Source organism: Enterobacter sp. BRE11, from assembly GCF_031844285.1.
Lineage (GTDB): Bacteria > Pseudomonadota > Gammaproteobacteria > Enterobacterales > Enterobacteriaceae > Pantoea.
In genome coordinates, this window is record NZ_JAUZUX010000005.1 from 23,841 (window position 1) to 40,216 (window position 16,376).

The 16,376-nt window shown below is 59.0% G+C and carries 15 protein-coding genes; 13 read left to right on the top strand and 2 right to left on the bottom strand.

The genetic code is table 11. The annotated features are described in order from the left end of the window. Positions 1–111 precede the first annotated feature (111 nt). Positions 112–624, bottom strand: coding sequence for a non-heme ferritin (ftnA, locus tag Q9R34_RS06650; protein ID WP_485892875.1), 513 nt, complete (start codon positions 622–624; stop codon positions 112–114). Positions 625–1,067: 443 nt separating this feature from the next. Between ftnA and Q9R34_RS06655 the strand changes: the two genes are divergently transcribed. The 13 genes from Q9R34_RS06655 (at position 1,068) to mrdA (ending at position 14,908) form a co-directional block, all read left to right on the top strand. Further along, entirely contained in the window at positions 1,068–1,739 is a 672-nt protein-coding gene (locus Q9R34_RS06655) for a nucleoside recognition domain-containing protein (RefSeq protein WP_485892876.1), read from the top strand. After that, on the top strand, positions 1,729–2,202 hold the full coding sequence (locus Q9R34_RS06660; protein ID WP_434125245.1) for a YjiG family protein: 474 nt from the start codon (positions 1,729–1,731) through the stop codon (positions 2,200–2,202). Before Q9R34_RS06655 ends, Q9R34_RS06660 begins: the two co-directional genes overlap by 11 nt. Positions 2,203–2,212: 10 nt before the next feature. Further along, positions 2,213–3,316 (top strand): M20 peptidase aminoacylase family protein, encoded by a 1,104-nt coding sequence (locus Q9R34_RS06665; protein WP_485892878.1) that lies wholly within the window; start codon positions 2,213–2,215, stop codon positions 3,314–3,316. Positions 3,317–3,579: 263 nt separating this feature from the next. Next, complete coding sequence (gene prfC, locus Q9R34_RS06670) at positions 3,580–5,163, top strand: peptide chain release factor 3 (protein WP_434125247.1); 1,584 nt, start codon at positions 3,580–3,582, stop codon at positions 5,161–5,163. Positions 5,164–5,422: 259 nt separating this feature from the next. Continuing rightward, positions 5,423–6,037, top strand: a complete 615-nt coding sequence (gene osmY, locus Q9R34_RS06675) for a molecular chaperone OsmY (RefSeq protein ID WP_434125248.1) — start codon at positions 5,423–5,425, stop codon at positions 6,035–6,037. A gap of 99 nt (positions 6,038–6,136) precedes the next feature. Then, positions 6,137–6,298, top strand: coding sequence for a DUF1328 domain-containing protein (locus Q9R34_RS06680; protein ID WP_009634777.1), 162 nt, complete (start codon positions 6,137–6,139; stop codon positions 6,296–6,298). A 215-nt stretch (positions 6,299–6,513) separates the two neighbouring features. After that, complete coding sequence (locus Q9R34_RS06685; protein WP_485892879.1) at positions 6,514–7,566, top strand: patatin-like phospholipase family protein; 1,053 nt, start codon at positions 6,514–6,516, stop codon at positions 7,564–7,566. Further along, the gene (locus Q9R34_RS06690; protein WP_485892881.1) at positions 7,563–8,339 is read left to right on the top strand and encodes a TatD family hydrolase; all 777 of its coding nucleotides are present in this window, start codon (positions 7,563–7,565) and stop codon (positions 8,337–8,339) included. Before Q9R34_RS06685 ends, Q9R34_RS06690 begins: the two co-directional genes overlap by 4 nt. Before the next feature lie 171 nt (positions 8,340–8,510). Then, complete coding sequence (deoC, locus tag Q9R34_RS06695) at positions 8,511–9,290, top strand: deoxyribose-phosphate aldolase (RefSeq protein WP_485892883.1); 780 nt, start codon at positions 8,511–8,513, stop codon at positions 9,288–9,290. Between the two features lie 59 nt (positions 9,291–9,349). Further along, entirely contained in the window at positions 9,350–10,681 is a 1,332-nt protein-coding gene (gene deoA / locus Q9R34_RS06700) for a thymidine phosphorylase (RefSeq protein WP_485892885.1), read from the top strand. A 187-nt stretch (positions 10,682–10,868) separates the two neighbouring features. After that, complete coding sequence (deoB, locus tag Q9R34_RS06705; protein WP_434125256.1) at positions 10,869–12,092, top strand: phosphopentomutase; 1,224 nt, start codon at positions 10,869–10,871, stop codon at positions 12,090–12,092. 34 nt (positions 12,093–12,126) lie between these two features. After that, positions 12,127–12,840 (top strand): purine-nucleoside phosphorylase, encoded by a 714-nt coding sequence (gene deoD, locus Q9R34_RS06710; RefSeq protein WP_033752378.1) that lies wholly within the window; start codon positions 12,127–12,129, stop codon positions 12,838–12,840. A 190-nt stretch (positions 12,841–13,030) separates the two neighbouring features. Further along, the gene (gene mrdA / locus Q9R34_RS06715; protein ID WP_434125258.1) at positions 13,031–14,908 is read left to right on the top strand and encodes a penicillin-binding protein 2; all 1,878 of its coding nucleotides are present in this window, start codon (positions 13,031–13,033) and stop codon (positions 14,906–14,908) included. A gap of 59 nt (positions 14,909–14,967) precedes the next feature. Here the strand turns inward: mrdA and Q9R34_RS06720 are convergent, their stop codons facing one another. Further along, the gene (locus Q9R34_RS06720) at positions 14,968–16,290 is read right to left on the bottom strand and encodes a methyl-accepting chemotaxis protein (RefSeq protein ID WP_485892888.1); all 1,323 of its coding nucleotides are present in this window, start codon (positions 16,288–16,290) and stop codon (positions 14,968–14,970) included. Between the last annotated feature and the right edge of the window lie 86 nt (positions 16,291–16,376).

Genomic DNA, 16,376 nt, shown 5'->3' on the forward strand with positions numbered 1-16,376 from the left:
GGCAGGATGGCCCGAAGAGCAAAGCGTCCCGCGCCATGGACGGCGCGGGCCGAGCGAGCATGGATGCCTTGAGCGACTTTGCGATCGGGCCATCCTGCCCGCGCAGGCGCCTCAGCCATTAGCGCCGTGGCTTTCCGCATTCATACGCGCCAGATCTTTATCGACCAGGAACAGGCCTTCGCCTTTGTGGCCCACCAGCGCCAGCTTATCCAGCACGGTTTTGAACAGCTTCTCTTCTTCGTGCTGCTCAGCCACGTACCACTGCAGGAAATTAAAGGTGGAGTAGTCGAGGGAAGTAATGGCCGCATGCGCCAGCTCATTGATTTTGCGCGTGATCAGCTTCTCGTGCTCCAGCGCCTGCTCCAGCAGCTCCGGCAGGGAGTTATAGGCGACCGGCGGCGCGGCGATAGAGCCCAGCACCGGCATCGCGCCCGTATCGCTCAGATAGTCGAACAGGCGCTGCATATGCTCCATCTCTTCACGAGAGTGCTCTTTCAGAAACGCCGCTGCGCCTTCCAGACCTTTATCGCTGCACCACGCGCTCATCTGCAAATAGAGATTCGCGGAGAAAAATTCGAGGTTAAGTTGATCGTTAAGACGCGCGGTCATTTCAGCAGTCAGCATAAGCGGTTCCTTTATAGAGGCAAAATAAGTAAACAGGTGATAAGTGATGAATTATGCACCATAAAGCGCGGTGAAAGATAGTTTTTTACGAAAAAATCACATTTTATCTCATTGATTTAAATAGAATTATTTAGCTATTTGAATGCGAGCGATTATCATTCCTTGACCCGTTATGCTTCGCACTACGTTAGTGCAAAGCTGATGCGTATTAATGGTGCAGAGCGGCTTACTTCCTGTGCGAAGTTGGAAAAAGGGCAATATTCGCTTCGCCAGCCTGGCGCGGATAAATATAAAGCGATGCAGATTTGACCAGTTATTTATTTAAAAGCGAAAGCGAGGAAAACTTTATTTTCAAAAGAGACGTTATGCGACGGCTGGCATAAATCCTGCAACCGTCAGAGTTCCATATACCGCAACTGATAAACTAGTCGCAGGGAATAACCATGTCTGAAGAAAAAATAACGCTGACAGGCGAACGGGTTTCAGCCAGCAAAGGAAGTTATCTGGCGCTGATTGTGGCTATCCTCTTTTTTTCAGGATTGCTGTACCAGGTCGAGGGCTTTCACTGGCTGGGTGCCTTTGACTTCACCACGCTGGGCGGCAGCTTCGGCACCATGAAGGATCCCGCCAGCAATACCTTTCTCGGCGCGGGCGGACTGAGCGCCAAAGCGGGCTTTCTCTTTGCGCTCTCGCTGACGCCGACCGTCATGCTGGCGCTGGGCGTGCTGGAAATTTTTACCCACTACGGCGCGATGCGCGCGGCGCACAAGCTGCTGACGCCGCTGCTGCAGCCGCTGATGGGGCTGCCGGGGCGCTGCGGGCTGGCGCTGATCACCGATCTGCAAAGCACCGATGCGGGCGCCGCGCTGACCAAAGAGATGTATGACCGCGGTCAGGTAACGAAAAAAGATATTGTGGTGATGAGCGCCTGGCAATATTCCGGCGCAGGATTGATCAATAACTATTTTGCTATCGGGTCGGCGCTGTTCTCCTCAATGACGCTGCCGATTATTATTCCGCTCGCCTTGATGTTCGTTCTTAAATTTGTCGGTGCGGCGCTGACGCGTTGTGTGTTAAACAGTGTTTATAAGAAGGATTTCAGCGATGGAAAATAACGGCGCGGTAAAAAGCAGTCAGAACCCTTTTGATATTTTTGTCGCTGGCGCGCGCAAAGGTTTCCATATTGCCATTCATAACCTGATGCCGAACGTGGTGATGGCCTATGTACTGGCGGAGGTGCTTAATTTACTCGGCATTATGCCGTTTCTCGGCCAGCTGTTCGCGCCGGTAATGGGGCTGTTTGGCCTGCCGGGCGAAGCGATTACCGTACTGCTGACCGCCTGGCTCTCCTCTTCAGCCGGTACCGGCGTAGCGGTGAGCCTGCTGACCAAAGGGATAGTGACCGGCGCGGATATCACTATTCTGGCGCCCGCCATTTTTTTGATGGGGTCGCAGCTGCAGTACATGGGCCGCCTGCTGGGTGTGGCCGACGTGCCGAAAAAATACTGGCCGCTGCTGATGCTGGTAAGCGTCATCAATGCGGCGATCGCGATGTTCGTTATGCGTCTTTTTGTTTAGGAGAGAAGCGGTGTCAAAGGTCTTAGAGCACTATCACTATCTGCATGAGATTCCAGAGCTGGGCTTTCAGGAGGTTAAAACCTCCGCCTATATTGCCGGGCAGCTGGAGAAAGCCGGGCTGAAGGTGACGCGTAATATCAATCAGACCACCGGCATCGTGGCGGAGATTGACAGCGGCGTACCGGGTCCGGTGCTGGCGCTGCGCGCCGACATGGACGCGCTCGGCCATATCATCGACGGCGTTGCCTGCGCGCGCCACACCTGCGGCCATGATGGCCACGCTTCTGTGGTGCTGACTGCCGCGCAGGAGCTGCTGGCGGAGGGGGCGGTGAAAAAAGGGCGGCTGAAAATTCTGTTCCAGCCAGCCGAAGAGCTGGGCGCTGGCGCGCTGGCGATGGTAGAGGGCGGCGCGCTGGATGACGTGGAGATGATCTTCGGTTTCCATTTGCGGCCGCTGGAGGAGTGCGTGGTGGGGCAGGCGACGCCAGCGGTGCTCTACTCCGCCTGCTCGACGCTGGAGGCCACCATTAAAGGCGCGCCCGCGCACGCCGCGCGTCCGCATCTCGGCATTAACGCGCTGGATGCGGCGGTGCAGGCGGTCAATGCCGTCAACGCCATTCATCTCTCGCCGGGGCTGAACTGGAGCGTAAAAGCGACGCGCTTTCTCTGCGACGCTGGCGTCACTAACTCGGTGCCCGACGAAGCGCGCGTGGTCTGGGATCTGCGTTCGCAGGAGAACGCGCCGATGGCGATGCTGAAGGAGAAGGTCACACAGGCGATCCAGCACAGCGTCGCGGCGCTGGGCGCGACGGCGCAGGTGAGGGTGCTGAAAGAGATGCCGGCGGCGGAGATCCATGATGACGCGACGGCGGTGATCCGCGCGGCGATTACCGAGGTGCTGGGCGCAGAGGGATTGCTGGAGGCGAAAACCACGCCGGGCAGCGAAGATTTCTTTTTCTATCCGGTCAAGCGCCCGCACGTCAAGGCGGGCTTCTGGGGACTCGGCACCAACCTGACGCCGGGCCTGCACCATCCCGACATGCGCTTCGATCTCAACGCGCTGGAGATCGGGGTGAATATCTTTAAATCCTGCGTAAAAAGCGTGCTGGGGTAAATAAGCGGCTGCCCGCATGACTGCGGGCAGCCGCCGAAATTTTACCGGCCCTGTTCGCCGCCGCGCGCAAAATATTGTATGCTATGCCGCCTTAACGAAGACTGGGTAACCGGAATCGCCGCCAATGTAGAACGCGCATCAACCACCGCCTTCTGACGCCGTTGCGTCACGCCTGGCTCCGTTTACCTGCCGGATTTCCGGCCATCATGATTACTCTGCAGCGTCCCCCTGTGTGACGTTGCCTCGATGAGAAGAACTCACTCATGTCTAATTTCATGCAAGAGGTGGCGCGCCGCCGCACCTTTGCGATCATTTCGCACCCCGATGCCGGTAAAACCACCATCACTGAAAAAGTGCTGCTGTTCGGACAGGCTATCCAGACCGCCGGTACGGTAAAAGGTCGCGGCTCCAGCCAGCACGCCAAATCGGACTGGATGGAGATGGAGAAGCAGCGCGGTATCTCTATTACCACCTCCGTTATGCAGTTCCCCTACCGCGAGAGCCTGGTCAACCTGCTCGATACGCCGGGGCACGAAGACTTCTCGGAAGATACCTACCGTACCCTGACGGCGGTGGACTGCTGCCTGATGGTGATCGACGCGGCCAAAGGCGTCGAGGATCGTACCCGTAAGCTGATGGAGGTCACCCGTCTGCGCGACACGCCGATCCTGACCTTTATGAACAAGCTCGACCGCGACATCCGCGATCCGATGGAACTGCTGGATGAAGTGGAGAGCGAGCTGAAAATCGCCTGCGCGCCGATTACCTGGCCGATCGGCTGCGGCAAACTGTTCAAAGGCGTTTACCACCTCTATAACGACGAAACCTATCTCTACCAGACGGGCAAGGGCCACACCATTCAGGAAGTGCGCATCGTCAAAGGGCTGGATAACCCTGAGCTGGACAGCGCGGTCGGCGAAGAGCTGGCGGCGCAGCTGCGCGAAGAGCTGGAGCTGGTTAAAGGCGCGTCGCACGAGTTCGATCGCGAGCTGTTCCTGAGCGGCGAGATCACGCCGGTCTTTTTCGGCACCGCGCTGGGCAACTTCGGCGTCGATCATATGCTCGACGGTCTGGTCTCCTGGGCACCCGCGCCGATGCCCCGCGCGACTGACCTGCGTACCGTGAGCGCGCAGGAAGAGAAGTTCAGCGGTTTCGTATTCAAAATTCAGGCAAACATGGACCCGAAACACCGCGACCGCGTCGCCTTTATGCGCGTGGTGTCCGGTAAATATGAAAAGGGCATGAAGCTGCGTCAGGTGCGCACCGGCAAAGATGTGGTGATCTCCGACGCGCTGACCTTTATGGCGGGCGACCGTTCGCACGTGGAAGAGGCCTGGCCGGGCGACATCATCGGTCTGCACAACCACGGCACCATTCAGATCGGCGACACCTTTACCCAGGGCGAGAACATGAAGTTTACCGGCATTCCGAACTTCGCCCCGGAGCTGTTCCGTCGCATCCGCCTGCGCGATCCGCTCAAGCAGAAACAGCTGCTGAAAGGGCTGGTGCAGCTGTCGGAAGAGGGCGCGGTGCAGGTGTTCCGCCCGGTGCACAACAACGATCTGATCGTGGGTGCGGTGGGCGTGCTGCAGTTTGACGTCGTCGTGGCGCGTCTGAAAAGTGAATACAACGTCGAAGCGATCTACGAAGCGATCAACGTTTCGACGGCGCGCTGGGTTGAGTGCAGCGATGCGAAGAAATTCGAAGAGTTCCAGCGTAAAAACGAGGTGAACCTCGCGCTGGACGGCGGCGATAATCTGACCTACATCGCACCGACCATGGTTAACCTCAATATCACGCAAGAGCGCTATCCTGACGTGATTTTCCGCAAAACCCGCGAGCATTAATCCACGTTACAACAGGGCCGACCAGCTTTGGCTGGCCCTGTTCTTCCTCTCCAGACTCCTCCTAAAAATCCTGTTTTTCCGCTTAACTGGCGTGCTATCAACCAGTTATTCAGGCAAAACGCCAAACACCGACTATGATTATTCTGTCGGACGGCAAAAGAGAAATAGCTTCTCGCTTACGTCCAGCGATGCAGCAGCGCCGTTTGCTGCTGTTGCGCCCACGGTTGTGGGTGAGCTCACTGACAGAAGGAAGATATCGATGAATAAGACTAAGATTGCCCAAACGCTGATGGCGGTAATGGTTGGTTCCGCCCTGTTAAGCGGCAGCGCCCTGGCTGATGACTCGCTGACGCAAAAAGCGCAGCAAAGCGCGGATAACGCCGGTGCGAAAATCAATAGTTCTATGAAAAAAGTCGATGGATTTATGGATGACAGCGCCGTCACTGCAAAAGCCAAAGCGGCTCTGGTAGATGACGAGGCGATAAAAAGTACGGATATCTCCGTGAAAACCCATGATGGCGTGGTAACCCTGAGCGGTTTTGTCACCTCGCAGGACCAGGCTGAAAAAGCCGTCGCCGTTGTGAAAAACGTGGAAGGTGTTAAATCCGTCAGCGACAAACTGCACGTTAAAGACAGCAAATCACAAAGTATGAAGGGATATGCCGGAGATGCGGCAACGACGAGCGAAATTAAAGCTAAACTATTAGCAGATGACATCGTTCCGTCGCGTCACGTTAAGGTAGAAACCACTGACGGCGTGGTTCAGCTTTCAGGGACCGTCGCGACTAAAGCGCAGTCAGATCGCGCTGAAAGTATCGCGAAAGCGATCGAAGGCGTTAAAAGCGTTAAGAATGACCTGACCGTGAAGTCTTAACGTCGTGAGCGCGGCGTCCCTGCGACGCCGTGCTGACAAAACAAAACCCAAACTGGGAAGAAACGAGCAGTTCGATTTCACTATGGTAAGGAGAGGCTTATGTTTCGTTGGGGTATTATTTTTCTGGTAATTGCACTGATCGCGGCGGCGTTAGGATTTGGCGGCCTGGCCGGTACGGCAGCATGGGCGGCTAAAGTTGTCTTCGTCGTTGGTATTATCCTGTTCCTCGTGAGCCTGTTTACCGGCCGCAAACGACTCTGACCGGTTGTGTCATTCTGATTTTCGCAACGAGCATGCATAAAGCGGAGACCAGCCAGCCGCCGCGCCGCGTAAAGGAAACGCACCAGGCGCGACGGCCGCTGCCAGAGGTTGTGGCGGCAGGTCAGGAGTAAAACATGGCTGGTTCTCCGGGATGCTGTCAACCTGAAGCGGATAAACGCAACGGCAAACCTCAGAACCTTTTCTGAGGAACAGAAGTGGGTATCCGGATCCCTGTCACGCTGGGCGCAATTGAACCCTTAGCCCTTTCCCCGTTTAAAGCGCGAAAAATCGCCCTTGTGTGCGAAGGCGGCGGTCAGCGCGGCATTTTCACCGCAGGCGTACTGGATGAGTTTCAGCGGGCCAAATTCAATCCTTTCGATCTTTTTATCGGCACCTCAGCTGGCGCGCAGAATCTCTCTGCTTTTGTCTGCGGACAGCAGGGCTACGCGCGGCGCGTCATTACCCGCTACACCACCAGCAAACTCTTTTTCGATCCGCTGCGTTTCGTGCGCGGCGGCAACCTGATCGATCTCGACTGGCTAATCGACGTAACCCAGCGCGAACTGCCGCTGGCGCTGGAGAGCGCTAAACTGCTGTTCGACAGTGGACGCGAGTTTTATATGTGCGCCTGCCGCAGCGACGACTACTCGCCTGGCTACTTTGCGCCGACCCGCGCCAACTGGCACGATCTGATTAAGGCGTCGAGCGCCATTCCCGGCTTTTACCGCCTTGGCGTCGATCTGGAAGGCATCAGCTATCTCGACGGCGGTATCAGCGACGCCATTCCCGTGCGCGAAGCGGCGCGGCGCGGCGCCGACACCATCGTGGTGATCCGCACCGTCCCGTCGCAGATGTTCTATACGCCAAAATGGATGAAGCGCATGGAGCGCTGGCTTAACGCCAGTGCGCTGCAGCCGATGATCAATATCCTGCATCATCATGAAGCGAGCTACCGTGAGATTCAGCAGTTTATCGAGCAGCCTCCCGGCGACCTGCGCATCATCGAAATCTACCCGCCGCACGTGCTGGCGAGCATGGCGCTGGGCAGCCGCGTCGCCGCGTTAAATCAGGATTATCACCTGGGACGGCGCTGCGGCCGCTACTTCCTCGCCACGCTGGGGCAGTGGCTCAGCGACGCCGAGCCGTTTGTGCGCTATACCACCGTTACGCCGCCCGCGCCGGTCGCCAACGCGCCCGACAACCGGCCGATTATGACGCCGCCGGTGGCGGGCAATGACGCAGACTATGATGAGGATTCGCTGGCATGAGATTTATCGATACCCACTGCCATTTCGATTTTCCGCCCTTTGTCGACGATGAGCCTGCCAGCATCGCGCGCGCCGCCGAAGCGGGCGTGGAGCGTATTATCGTGCCAGCAGTAGAGGCGAGCCGCTTTGCGCGCGTCGTGTCGCTGGCGGCACACTACCCCGCGCTCTACGCCGCGCTCGGCCTGCATCCCATCTTTGTTGAGCGCCACGAGGATGCCCATCTTGAGCAGCTGGAAAACTGGCTGCGGCAGCGACCGGCGAAGCTGACGGCGATAGGGGAGATCGGCCTCGACCTCTATAGGGAGAATCCGCAGTTTGCGCGCCAGGAGTTTTTGCTCGACGCGCAGCTGCGGCTGGCGAAGCAGTATGATTTGCCGGTGCTCCTGCATTCGCGTCGCACCCACGACAAGCTGGCGCTGCATCTGCGCCGCCACAACTTGCCGCGGCGCGGCGTGGTGCACGGCTTTGCGGGGAGCCTGCAGCAGGCGCAGGCCTTTATCAAACTCGGCTATGCGATCGGCGTTGGCGGCACCCTGACCTATGAACGCGCCAGCAAAACTCGCAACACCCTGGCGCAGCTGCCGCTCGAGGCGCTGCTGCTGGAGACCGACGCGCCCGATATGCCGCTGCACGGCTTCCAGGGCGAGCCGAACCGGCCGGAGCGGGCGCGTCTGGTATGGCAAACCCTGTGCGAATTGCGCCCCGAACCGCCACAGGTTATCGCCGAAGCGCTGTGGCGCAATACGTGTGTGCTGTTCAACCTGCCTGACTGATCTCTCCTGATGTGATAATAGTAACATTGCGCCTCTCTGCGTTATAATGACGCTATTGCTAACAGCTACTGGCGGCGGTGTGATGAAATACACATTATCTGCCGCTTTATGTTGTTATAATTATCACATTACACCGGCGCCTCGGCGTCTGTTTGTTATCTGGAGAACAACATGACTGACATTACCGCCGCTGCGCAGCGCGCGCTGCAACTGATGGACCTGACGACCCTGAACGAAGACGATACCGATGAGAAGGTGATCGCGCTCTGCCGTCAGGCAAAATCACCGGCGGGCAACACCGCCGCGATCTGCATCTATCCACGCTTTATTACGGTTGCGCGCAAAGCGCTGCGCGAGCAGGGCACGCCTGAGATCCGCATCGCCACCGTTACTAACTTCCCGCACGGCAACGATGATATCGATATTGCGCTGGCGGAAACCCGCGCCGCCATCGCCTACGGCGCGGATGAAGTCGATGTGGTCTTCCCTTATCGCGCGCTGATCGCCGGCAACGCGCAGATCGGTTTTGATCTGGTGAAGGCCTGCAAAGCGGCGTGCGCAGAAGCTAATGTGCTGTTGAAGGTGATCATCGAAAGCGGCGAGCTGAAAGAGGAGGCGCTGATCCGTCAGGCTTCTGAGATCGCCATTGACGCTGGCGCGGACTTTATCAAGACCTCTACCGGCAAGGTGCCGGTCAACGCCACGCCGGAAGTGGCGCAGATCATGATGAGCGTGATCCGCGACAAAGGTGTGAAAGAGAAGGTGGGCTTTAAGCCAGCGGGTGGCGTGCGCACGGCGGATGATGCGGCTATCTACCTCAGGCTGGCGGACGATATCCTTGGCGAAGGCTGGGCCGACGCGCGCCACTTCCGCTTCGGCGCGTCCAGCCTGTTAGCCAGCCTGCTGAACGCGCTGGGCCATCAGACCGCCACCAGCAAAACCGGCTACTGATTGCGTGACGGCGGCCGCTGGCCGCCATTCTCATCTCAACCCTGATCATGGGGGCGACTGTGTTTCTGCCGCAAGAAATTATCCGTAAAAAACGCGATGGCCAGACGCTGAGCGAAGAGGAAATTCGCTTCTTCATCAACGGCGTGCGCGATAACAGCGTTTCCGAAGGTCAGATCGCCGCGCTGGCGATGACCATCTTTTTTCACGATATGTCGCTGCCGGAGCGCGTGGCGCTCACCATGGCGATGCGCGACTCCGGCACCGTGCTGAACTGGCAGGCGCTGGACCTCAACGGGCCGGTGGTCGATAAGCACTCCACCGGCGGCGTCGGTGACGTCACCTCGCTGATGCTGGGGCCGATGGTAGCCGCCTGCGGCGGCTATGTGCCGATGATCTCCGGGCGCGGCCTCGGCCATACCGGCGGCACGCTGGACAAGCTGGAGGCGATCCCGGGCTTCGATATTTTCCCGGAGGACGATCGTTTTCGCCAGATTATCAAACAGGTCGGGGTGGCGATTATCGGCCAGACCCGCTCGCTGGCGCCGGCGGATAAGCGCTTCTACGCCACACGCGATATCACCGCCACCGTAGATTCTGTTCCGCTGATCACCGCCTCGATTCTGGCGAAAAAGCTGGCCGAAGGGCTGGATGCGCTGGTAATGGACGTTAAAGTTGGCTCCGGCGCCTTTATGCCGAACTTCGAGGCGTCGCTCGACCTGGCGCAGGCGATCGTCGGCGTGGCCAACGGTGCGGGCTGCACCACCACCGCGCTGCTCACCGATATGAACCAGGTGCTCGCCTCCAGCGCCGGCAACGCGCTGGAAGTGCGTGAAGCGGTGCGCTTCCTGACCGGCGCAGAGCGCAATCCGCGCCTGCTGGAGGTAACGCTGGCGCTCTGCAGCGAGATGCTGATTTCCGGCAGGCTGGCGGCCAGCGAAGCAGAGGCGCGCGGCAAGCTGCAGCAGGTGCTGGATAACGGCCAGGCGGCCGAGGTATTCGCGCGTATGGTCGCCGCGCAGGGCGGCCCCGCCGATTTCGTCGAACGGCACGAGGCTTATCTGCCCCAGCCGACGCTCAGCAAGCCGGTCTACGCCGATCGTCCCGGCATCGTCAGCAGCATGGACACGCGCGCGCTGGGTATGGCGGTGGTGGCGATGGGCGGCGGACGCCAGCGCTCCAGCGACGCTATCGACTACAGCGTTGGGCTGAGCGAGATGATTACGCTGGGCGAACGCGCCGATGGGCAACGTCCGCTGGCGATGGTGCACGCCAGCAGCGAGGCGAGCTGGCAGCAGGCGGCGGCGGCGATAAAAGCCGCCGTAACGCTGAGCGACAGCGCGCCGGCAGCGACCCCGGTGGTTTATCGCAGGGTCAGCGCCAGCGACGCCTGAGCGTAAGCGCATAACAGCAGCCGAGCGAGCAGCGAGCCTCGGCTGCCGAACCTCTGCTGTCGTTCACGACGCCGCCGCAAAAAAGCCGCAAATCTGCGGCTTTATGCTGCCGTTGAGCAGGCATTCGGGTATACTGATCTGATCGCTTTTTTTTGACTTGTCACGCGCGCAGGCGCAGGAGACTTGCATGAAACGTGCTTTTATTATGGTGCTCGATTCCTTTGGAATCGGCTCAAGCAAAGACGCCGACAAATTTGGCGACGCAGGCTCGGACACGCTCGGCCATATCGCCGAGGCGTGCTTTAACGGCAAAGCGGATCAGGGGCGCAAAGGCCCGCTGCATCTGCCGAACCTGACCGCGCTGGGGCTGGGTAAAGCCGCCGAGCTCTCTACTGGCCGCTTCCCGCTGGGCCTCGATCCCGATGCGGAAATCACCGGCGCCTACGCCTACGCCAGCGAAATTTCATCCGGCAAAGACACGCCGTCTGGCCACTGGGAGATCGCTGGCGTGCCGGTGCTGTTCGACTGGGGCTACTTCAGCGACAAAGAGAACAGCTTCCCGCAGGAATTGCTCGACAAGCTGGTCGAGCGCGCGAAGCTGCCGGGCTATCTCGGCAACTGCCACTCCTCCGGCACGGTGATCCTCGACCAGCTGGGCGAAGAGCATATGAAAACCGGCAAGCCGATTTTCTACACCTCGGCGGACTCGGTGTTCCAGATCGCCTGTCACGAAGAGACCTTTGGCCTCGATCGCCTCTATGAGCTGTGCGAAATCGCTCGTGAAGAGCTGACCGAAGGCGGCTACAACATCGGCCGCGTCATCGCGCGTCCGTTTGTCGGCGACAAAGCGGGCCATTTCGAACGTACCGGCAACCGTCACGATCTGGCGGTAGAACCGCCTTCACCGACCATGCTGAAAAAGCTGGTGGATGAAAAGGGCGGCGAAGTGATTTCGGTGGGGAAAATCGCCGATATCTATGCCCAGCAGGGCATCACGCAGAAGGTGAAAGCGACCGGCCTGGATGCGCTGTTCGACGCCACCATCGAGCAGATGAAGAAGGCGCCCGACCAGTCGATCGTCTTTACCAACTTTGTTGATTTCGACTCGACCTGGGGACACCGCCGCGACGTCGCTGGCTACGCGGGCGGGCTGGAGCTGTTCGATCGTCGTTTGCCAGAGCTGATGGCGCTGGTGAAAGAGGATGACATCTTGATCCTCACCGCCGATCACGGCTGCGATCCGACCTGGCAGGGCACCGAGCACACGCGCGAGCATATTCCGATTCTGATCTACGGCCCGAAAGTAAAACCCGGCTCGCTGGGCTATCGCGAAACCTTCGCCGACATCGGTCAGACGATTGCGCACTATTTTGGCCTGTCCGATATGGACTACGGCAAGAGCATGCTGTAAACAGAGCCGCTGAATTTAAAAAGGATAAACAACAATGGCAACTCCTCACATTAATGCAGAAATGGGCGACTTCGCCGACGTGGTACTGATGCCGGGCGATCCGCTGCGCGCGAAGCACATTGCGGAAACCTTTCTGGAAAATCCGGTAGAAGTTAACAACGTGCGCGGCATGCTGGGCTACACCGGCACCTACAAGGGGCGCAAAATCTCCGTAATGGGCCACGGCATGGGCATCCCGTCCTGCTCCATCTACACCAAAGAGCTGATCACCGACTTTGGCGTGAAAAAGATCATCCGCGTCGGATCCTGCGGCGCGGTGCGCGCCGACGTGAAGCTGCGCGACATCGTCATCGGCATGGGCGCCTGCACCGACTCTAAAGTCAACCGCATGCGCTTCAAGGATCACGATTTCGCGGCGATCGCCGACTTCGATATGGTGCGCAACGCGGTTGACGCGGCGAAAGCGCTGGGCGTGGACGCGCGCGTCGGCAACATCTTCTCTGCCGATCTCTTCTATACCCCGGATCCGCAGATGTTCGACGTGATGGAGAAGTACGGCATCCTCGGCGTGGAGATGGAAGCGGCGGGCATCTACGGCGTGGCGGCGGAGTTTGGCGCGAAAGCGCTGACCATCTGCACCGTGTCTGACCATATCCGCACCCATGAGCAGACGACCTCTGCCGAGCGCCAGACCACCTTCAACGATATGATTAAGATCGCGCTGGAGTCGGTGCTGCTGGGCGACTAAGCCTGCGCTTGCCTGTTCCCCGTCTTGTGCCTTGCTGCATAAGGCGGGGAGTCTTACAGGCCTTTCGTAACATTCTCACTAAATGACACACTTTTCCCGACTCCTGTGCATCTTCCTGCTGGCGCCGATCGCTTAGCTCCCTATCATTAGCGCGACATCAAAAAAATAACCTGTCCGCCAATGCCGCCTAATGAATTTTCGTAATTTCGAAGCTGAAGAAAAGCTCTTCGCGCGCCGCGCGCTGGTCGCCTTTGCGCTGGTCGTTATCTGTTTCACTATTCTCGGCGTCAATCTCTACCGTTTGCAGGTGCGCGATCACGGCTATTACCAGACGCGCTCGAACCAGAACGACATCAAAATGATCCCTATCGCGCCGACGCGCGGGCTGATCTTCGATCGCAACGGCATTCCGCTGGTGCATAACGTGACCTGGTACGACATTACGCTGACGCCGTACAAAATCGACGATATGCAGGCGACCCTGAAGGCGCTGACGCCGATCGTCGATCTGACGCCCGACGAGATCGACGCCTTTACCCGCACGCTCAAGCAGAGCAGCCGCTACAAGCCGGTGGTGCTGAAAGAGGAGTTGACCGACGAAGAGGTGGCACGCTTCTCGGTGAACCAGTATCGCTTCACTGGCGTCAGCGTGGAGAGCTATCAGGATCGCGACTATCCCTACGGCGCCGACCTGGCGCACGTCGTCGGCTACGTCTCGAAAATCAACGATAACGACTACAAGCGCCTCAACGCCGCGGGCATCGCCGAGAACTACGCCGCCGACCACAATATCGGCAAGCAGGGCATTGAGGGCTACTACGAGTCGCTGCTGCACGGCAAGCCGGGCTACCAGGAGGTGGAGGTGGATAACCACGGCCGCATCGTGCGCGTGCTGAAAGAGGTGCCACCGGTAGCGGGTAAAAATATTACCCTGACCCTCGATCTGCATCTGCAGCAGTACATAGAGAGCCTGCTAGCCGGGCAGCGCGCGGCGGTACTGGTGGAGGATCCGCACGACGGTTCAGTGCTGGCGATGGTCTCCAGCCCGAGCTACGATCCCAATCCCTTCGTCAAGGGCATCAGCTATCAGGCCTATAAGACCCTGCTTCAGGACAAGAATCTGCCGCTAATCAATCGCGTTACTCAGGGGCTTTACCCGCCTGCCTCGACGGTGAAGCCCTATATGGCGATGTCGGCGCTGCTGACCGGCGTCATCACGCCGCAGACCCATTTCTACGGCGCGCCGACCTGGACCCTGCCGGGCACCGATCGCCGCTATCGCGACTGGAAAAAAAGCGGCCACGGCATGCTGGACGTTACCAAAGCGATTGAGGAGTCTGCCGACACCTTCTTCTATCAGGTGGCCTTTATGATGGGCATCGACCGTATTCACAGCATGCTTAGCCAGTTTGGCTACGGCAAATCCACCGGCATCGATCTTAACGAAGAGTACAGCGGCCTGCTGCCGAGCCGCGAATGGAAGCTCAAGGTGCATAAAAAAGGCTGGTATCAGGGCGATACGGTCTCGGTGGGCATCGGGCAGGGCTACTGGATCGCCACGCCGATTCAGATGGTGAAGGCGATGGTGGCGCTGATCAACAACGGCAAGGTCATTGCGCCGCATCTGCTGGCGAAAGCCGAGCGCGGCAAATTCGTAGAGCCCTATCAGCCGACGCTGCCGCAGCCGCAGATCGGCGACGCCCGTTCGCCTTACTGGGCGCTGGTGCGCCGCGCCATGTTCGGCATGGCCAACGCGCCGAACGGCACCGGCTATAAATATTTTCACACCGCGCCTTACGGCATTGCGGCGAAGAGCGGCACCTCGCAGGTGTTTAGCCTGAAGCAGAACCAGACCTATAACGCGAAGATGATCCCGGTGCGCCTGCGCGACCATATCTTCTATACCGCATTCGCGCCGTTTAACAACCCGAAGGTGGCGGTGGCGCTGATACTGGAGAACGGCGGCAACGAAGGCGTGACCGCCGCGCCGGTGATGCGGCAGATCCTCGACCATATCTTCCTGCCGACAACGCCGACGCCGCCGGTCGAGATGGCGCGGCAGCCGTAAAAAACGGCTACAGCAGGGCGGTTGCTGCGAAAAAACCGGCGCAGGGCCGGCCTTGCGCGCTACTCCTGGCTTAAGGTCTGGGTAACGTGGCTGATGGCGCGCACGACCTCTGACGAGCTGTCGCGCAGCTCGCCGATCACGCCGCCCGCCTGCTGGGCCAGCTCGACGCCGTGATCGGCGCGCTTCATGTTGGAAGCTATGCCTTTCAGCGCCTTGGACGCCAGCAGATGATTCTGCCGCACCCGATTTTCAATCTCGCTGGTGGCCTGATTGATATTGGCCGCCAGCGTGCGCACCTCATTGGCCACGACGGCGAAGCTGCGGCCGTGTGTGCCGGCACGTGCCGCCTCAACCGCGGCGTTAAGCGCGATCAGGTTGGTCTGATCGGCGATGCGGCGGATGCTGGCGACAATGGCGCCGATGCGGTCGGAGGAGTCGCTGAGATCGGCGATATCGTCCGAAATGCCGTGCAGCTCGCCCGCCAGCGCGTTAATGGTCTGCACGCTCTCTTCAATTACGCTGGCGCCGTGGCGGGTGCTTTCGCTGGTTTGCAGCGCGGTCTGATAGGCCTGCTGCGCCGCGTCGCGCTCCTGCTGGTTCTTCTCTACCTGCGCCGTTACGTCAGTGGCAAACTTCACCACCTTATAGAGCTTGCCTTCATCATCAAACACTGGGTTATAGGTGGCGCGCAGCCAGATGGTGCGGCCCTGTTTATTCACCCGCTGGAACTGGCCGGAGATAAACTCGCCGCGGTTGAGCTTTTCCCAGAACGCTTTGTATTCGTCGCTCTGACGCAGCGCTTCGGAGCAGAAGCGGCTGTGCGGCAGGCCGATCACCTCCTTGGCGCGGTAGCCCATGGTTTTGAGGAAGTTGGCGTTCGCCTTGAGCACTTCACCTTTGAGGTTAAAGGCGATAACCGCCATCGACCGCTCAATGGCGGTGGTCATGGCGCGCTGCTCCTGGGCGTCGATGATACGCGCGGTAATATCGGTCGCCAGCTTGACGATTTTCACCACGCGGCCGTGGCGATCCTGTACCGGCACATAGTTAGCCTCCAGCCAGACCGGACGGCTGTGTTTCGCCAGACGCAGGAATTTATCGCTAAAGCTTTCGCCACGCTTCAGGCGCAGCCAGAAGTCGCGATAGTGCGACGACTGCGCAAAGTCGGGGGTGCAAAACAGACTGTGATGCTTACCGACGATGTCGTTCAGCGTATAGCCCATGCGCTCCAGAAATAGCGGGTTAGCGTTAAGGATGATGCCGTCAGGCGTAAACTCAATCATCGCGATAGCGTCGTTGAGCGAGTTAAGCGTCGCCGCAGGGCGCGTTTGTTTTTGCCACGCAAGGCGTGACAGCAGACCTGATGAAATAGTGGAAAACATGGTGCACCTTATTATGGGTATGAAGTGTCGCTATCGTTATCGGCCAGGGAGGCGAAAAAGTAAGCGCAGCGCGACGAGGTTGCCGC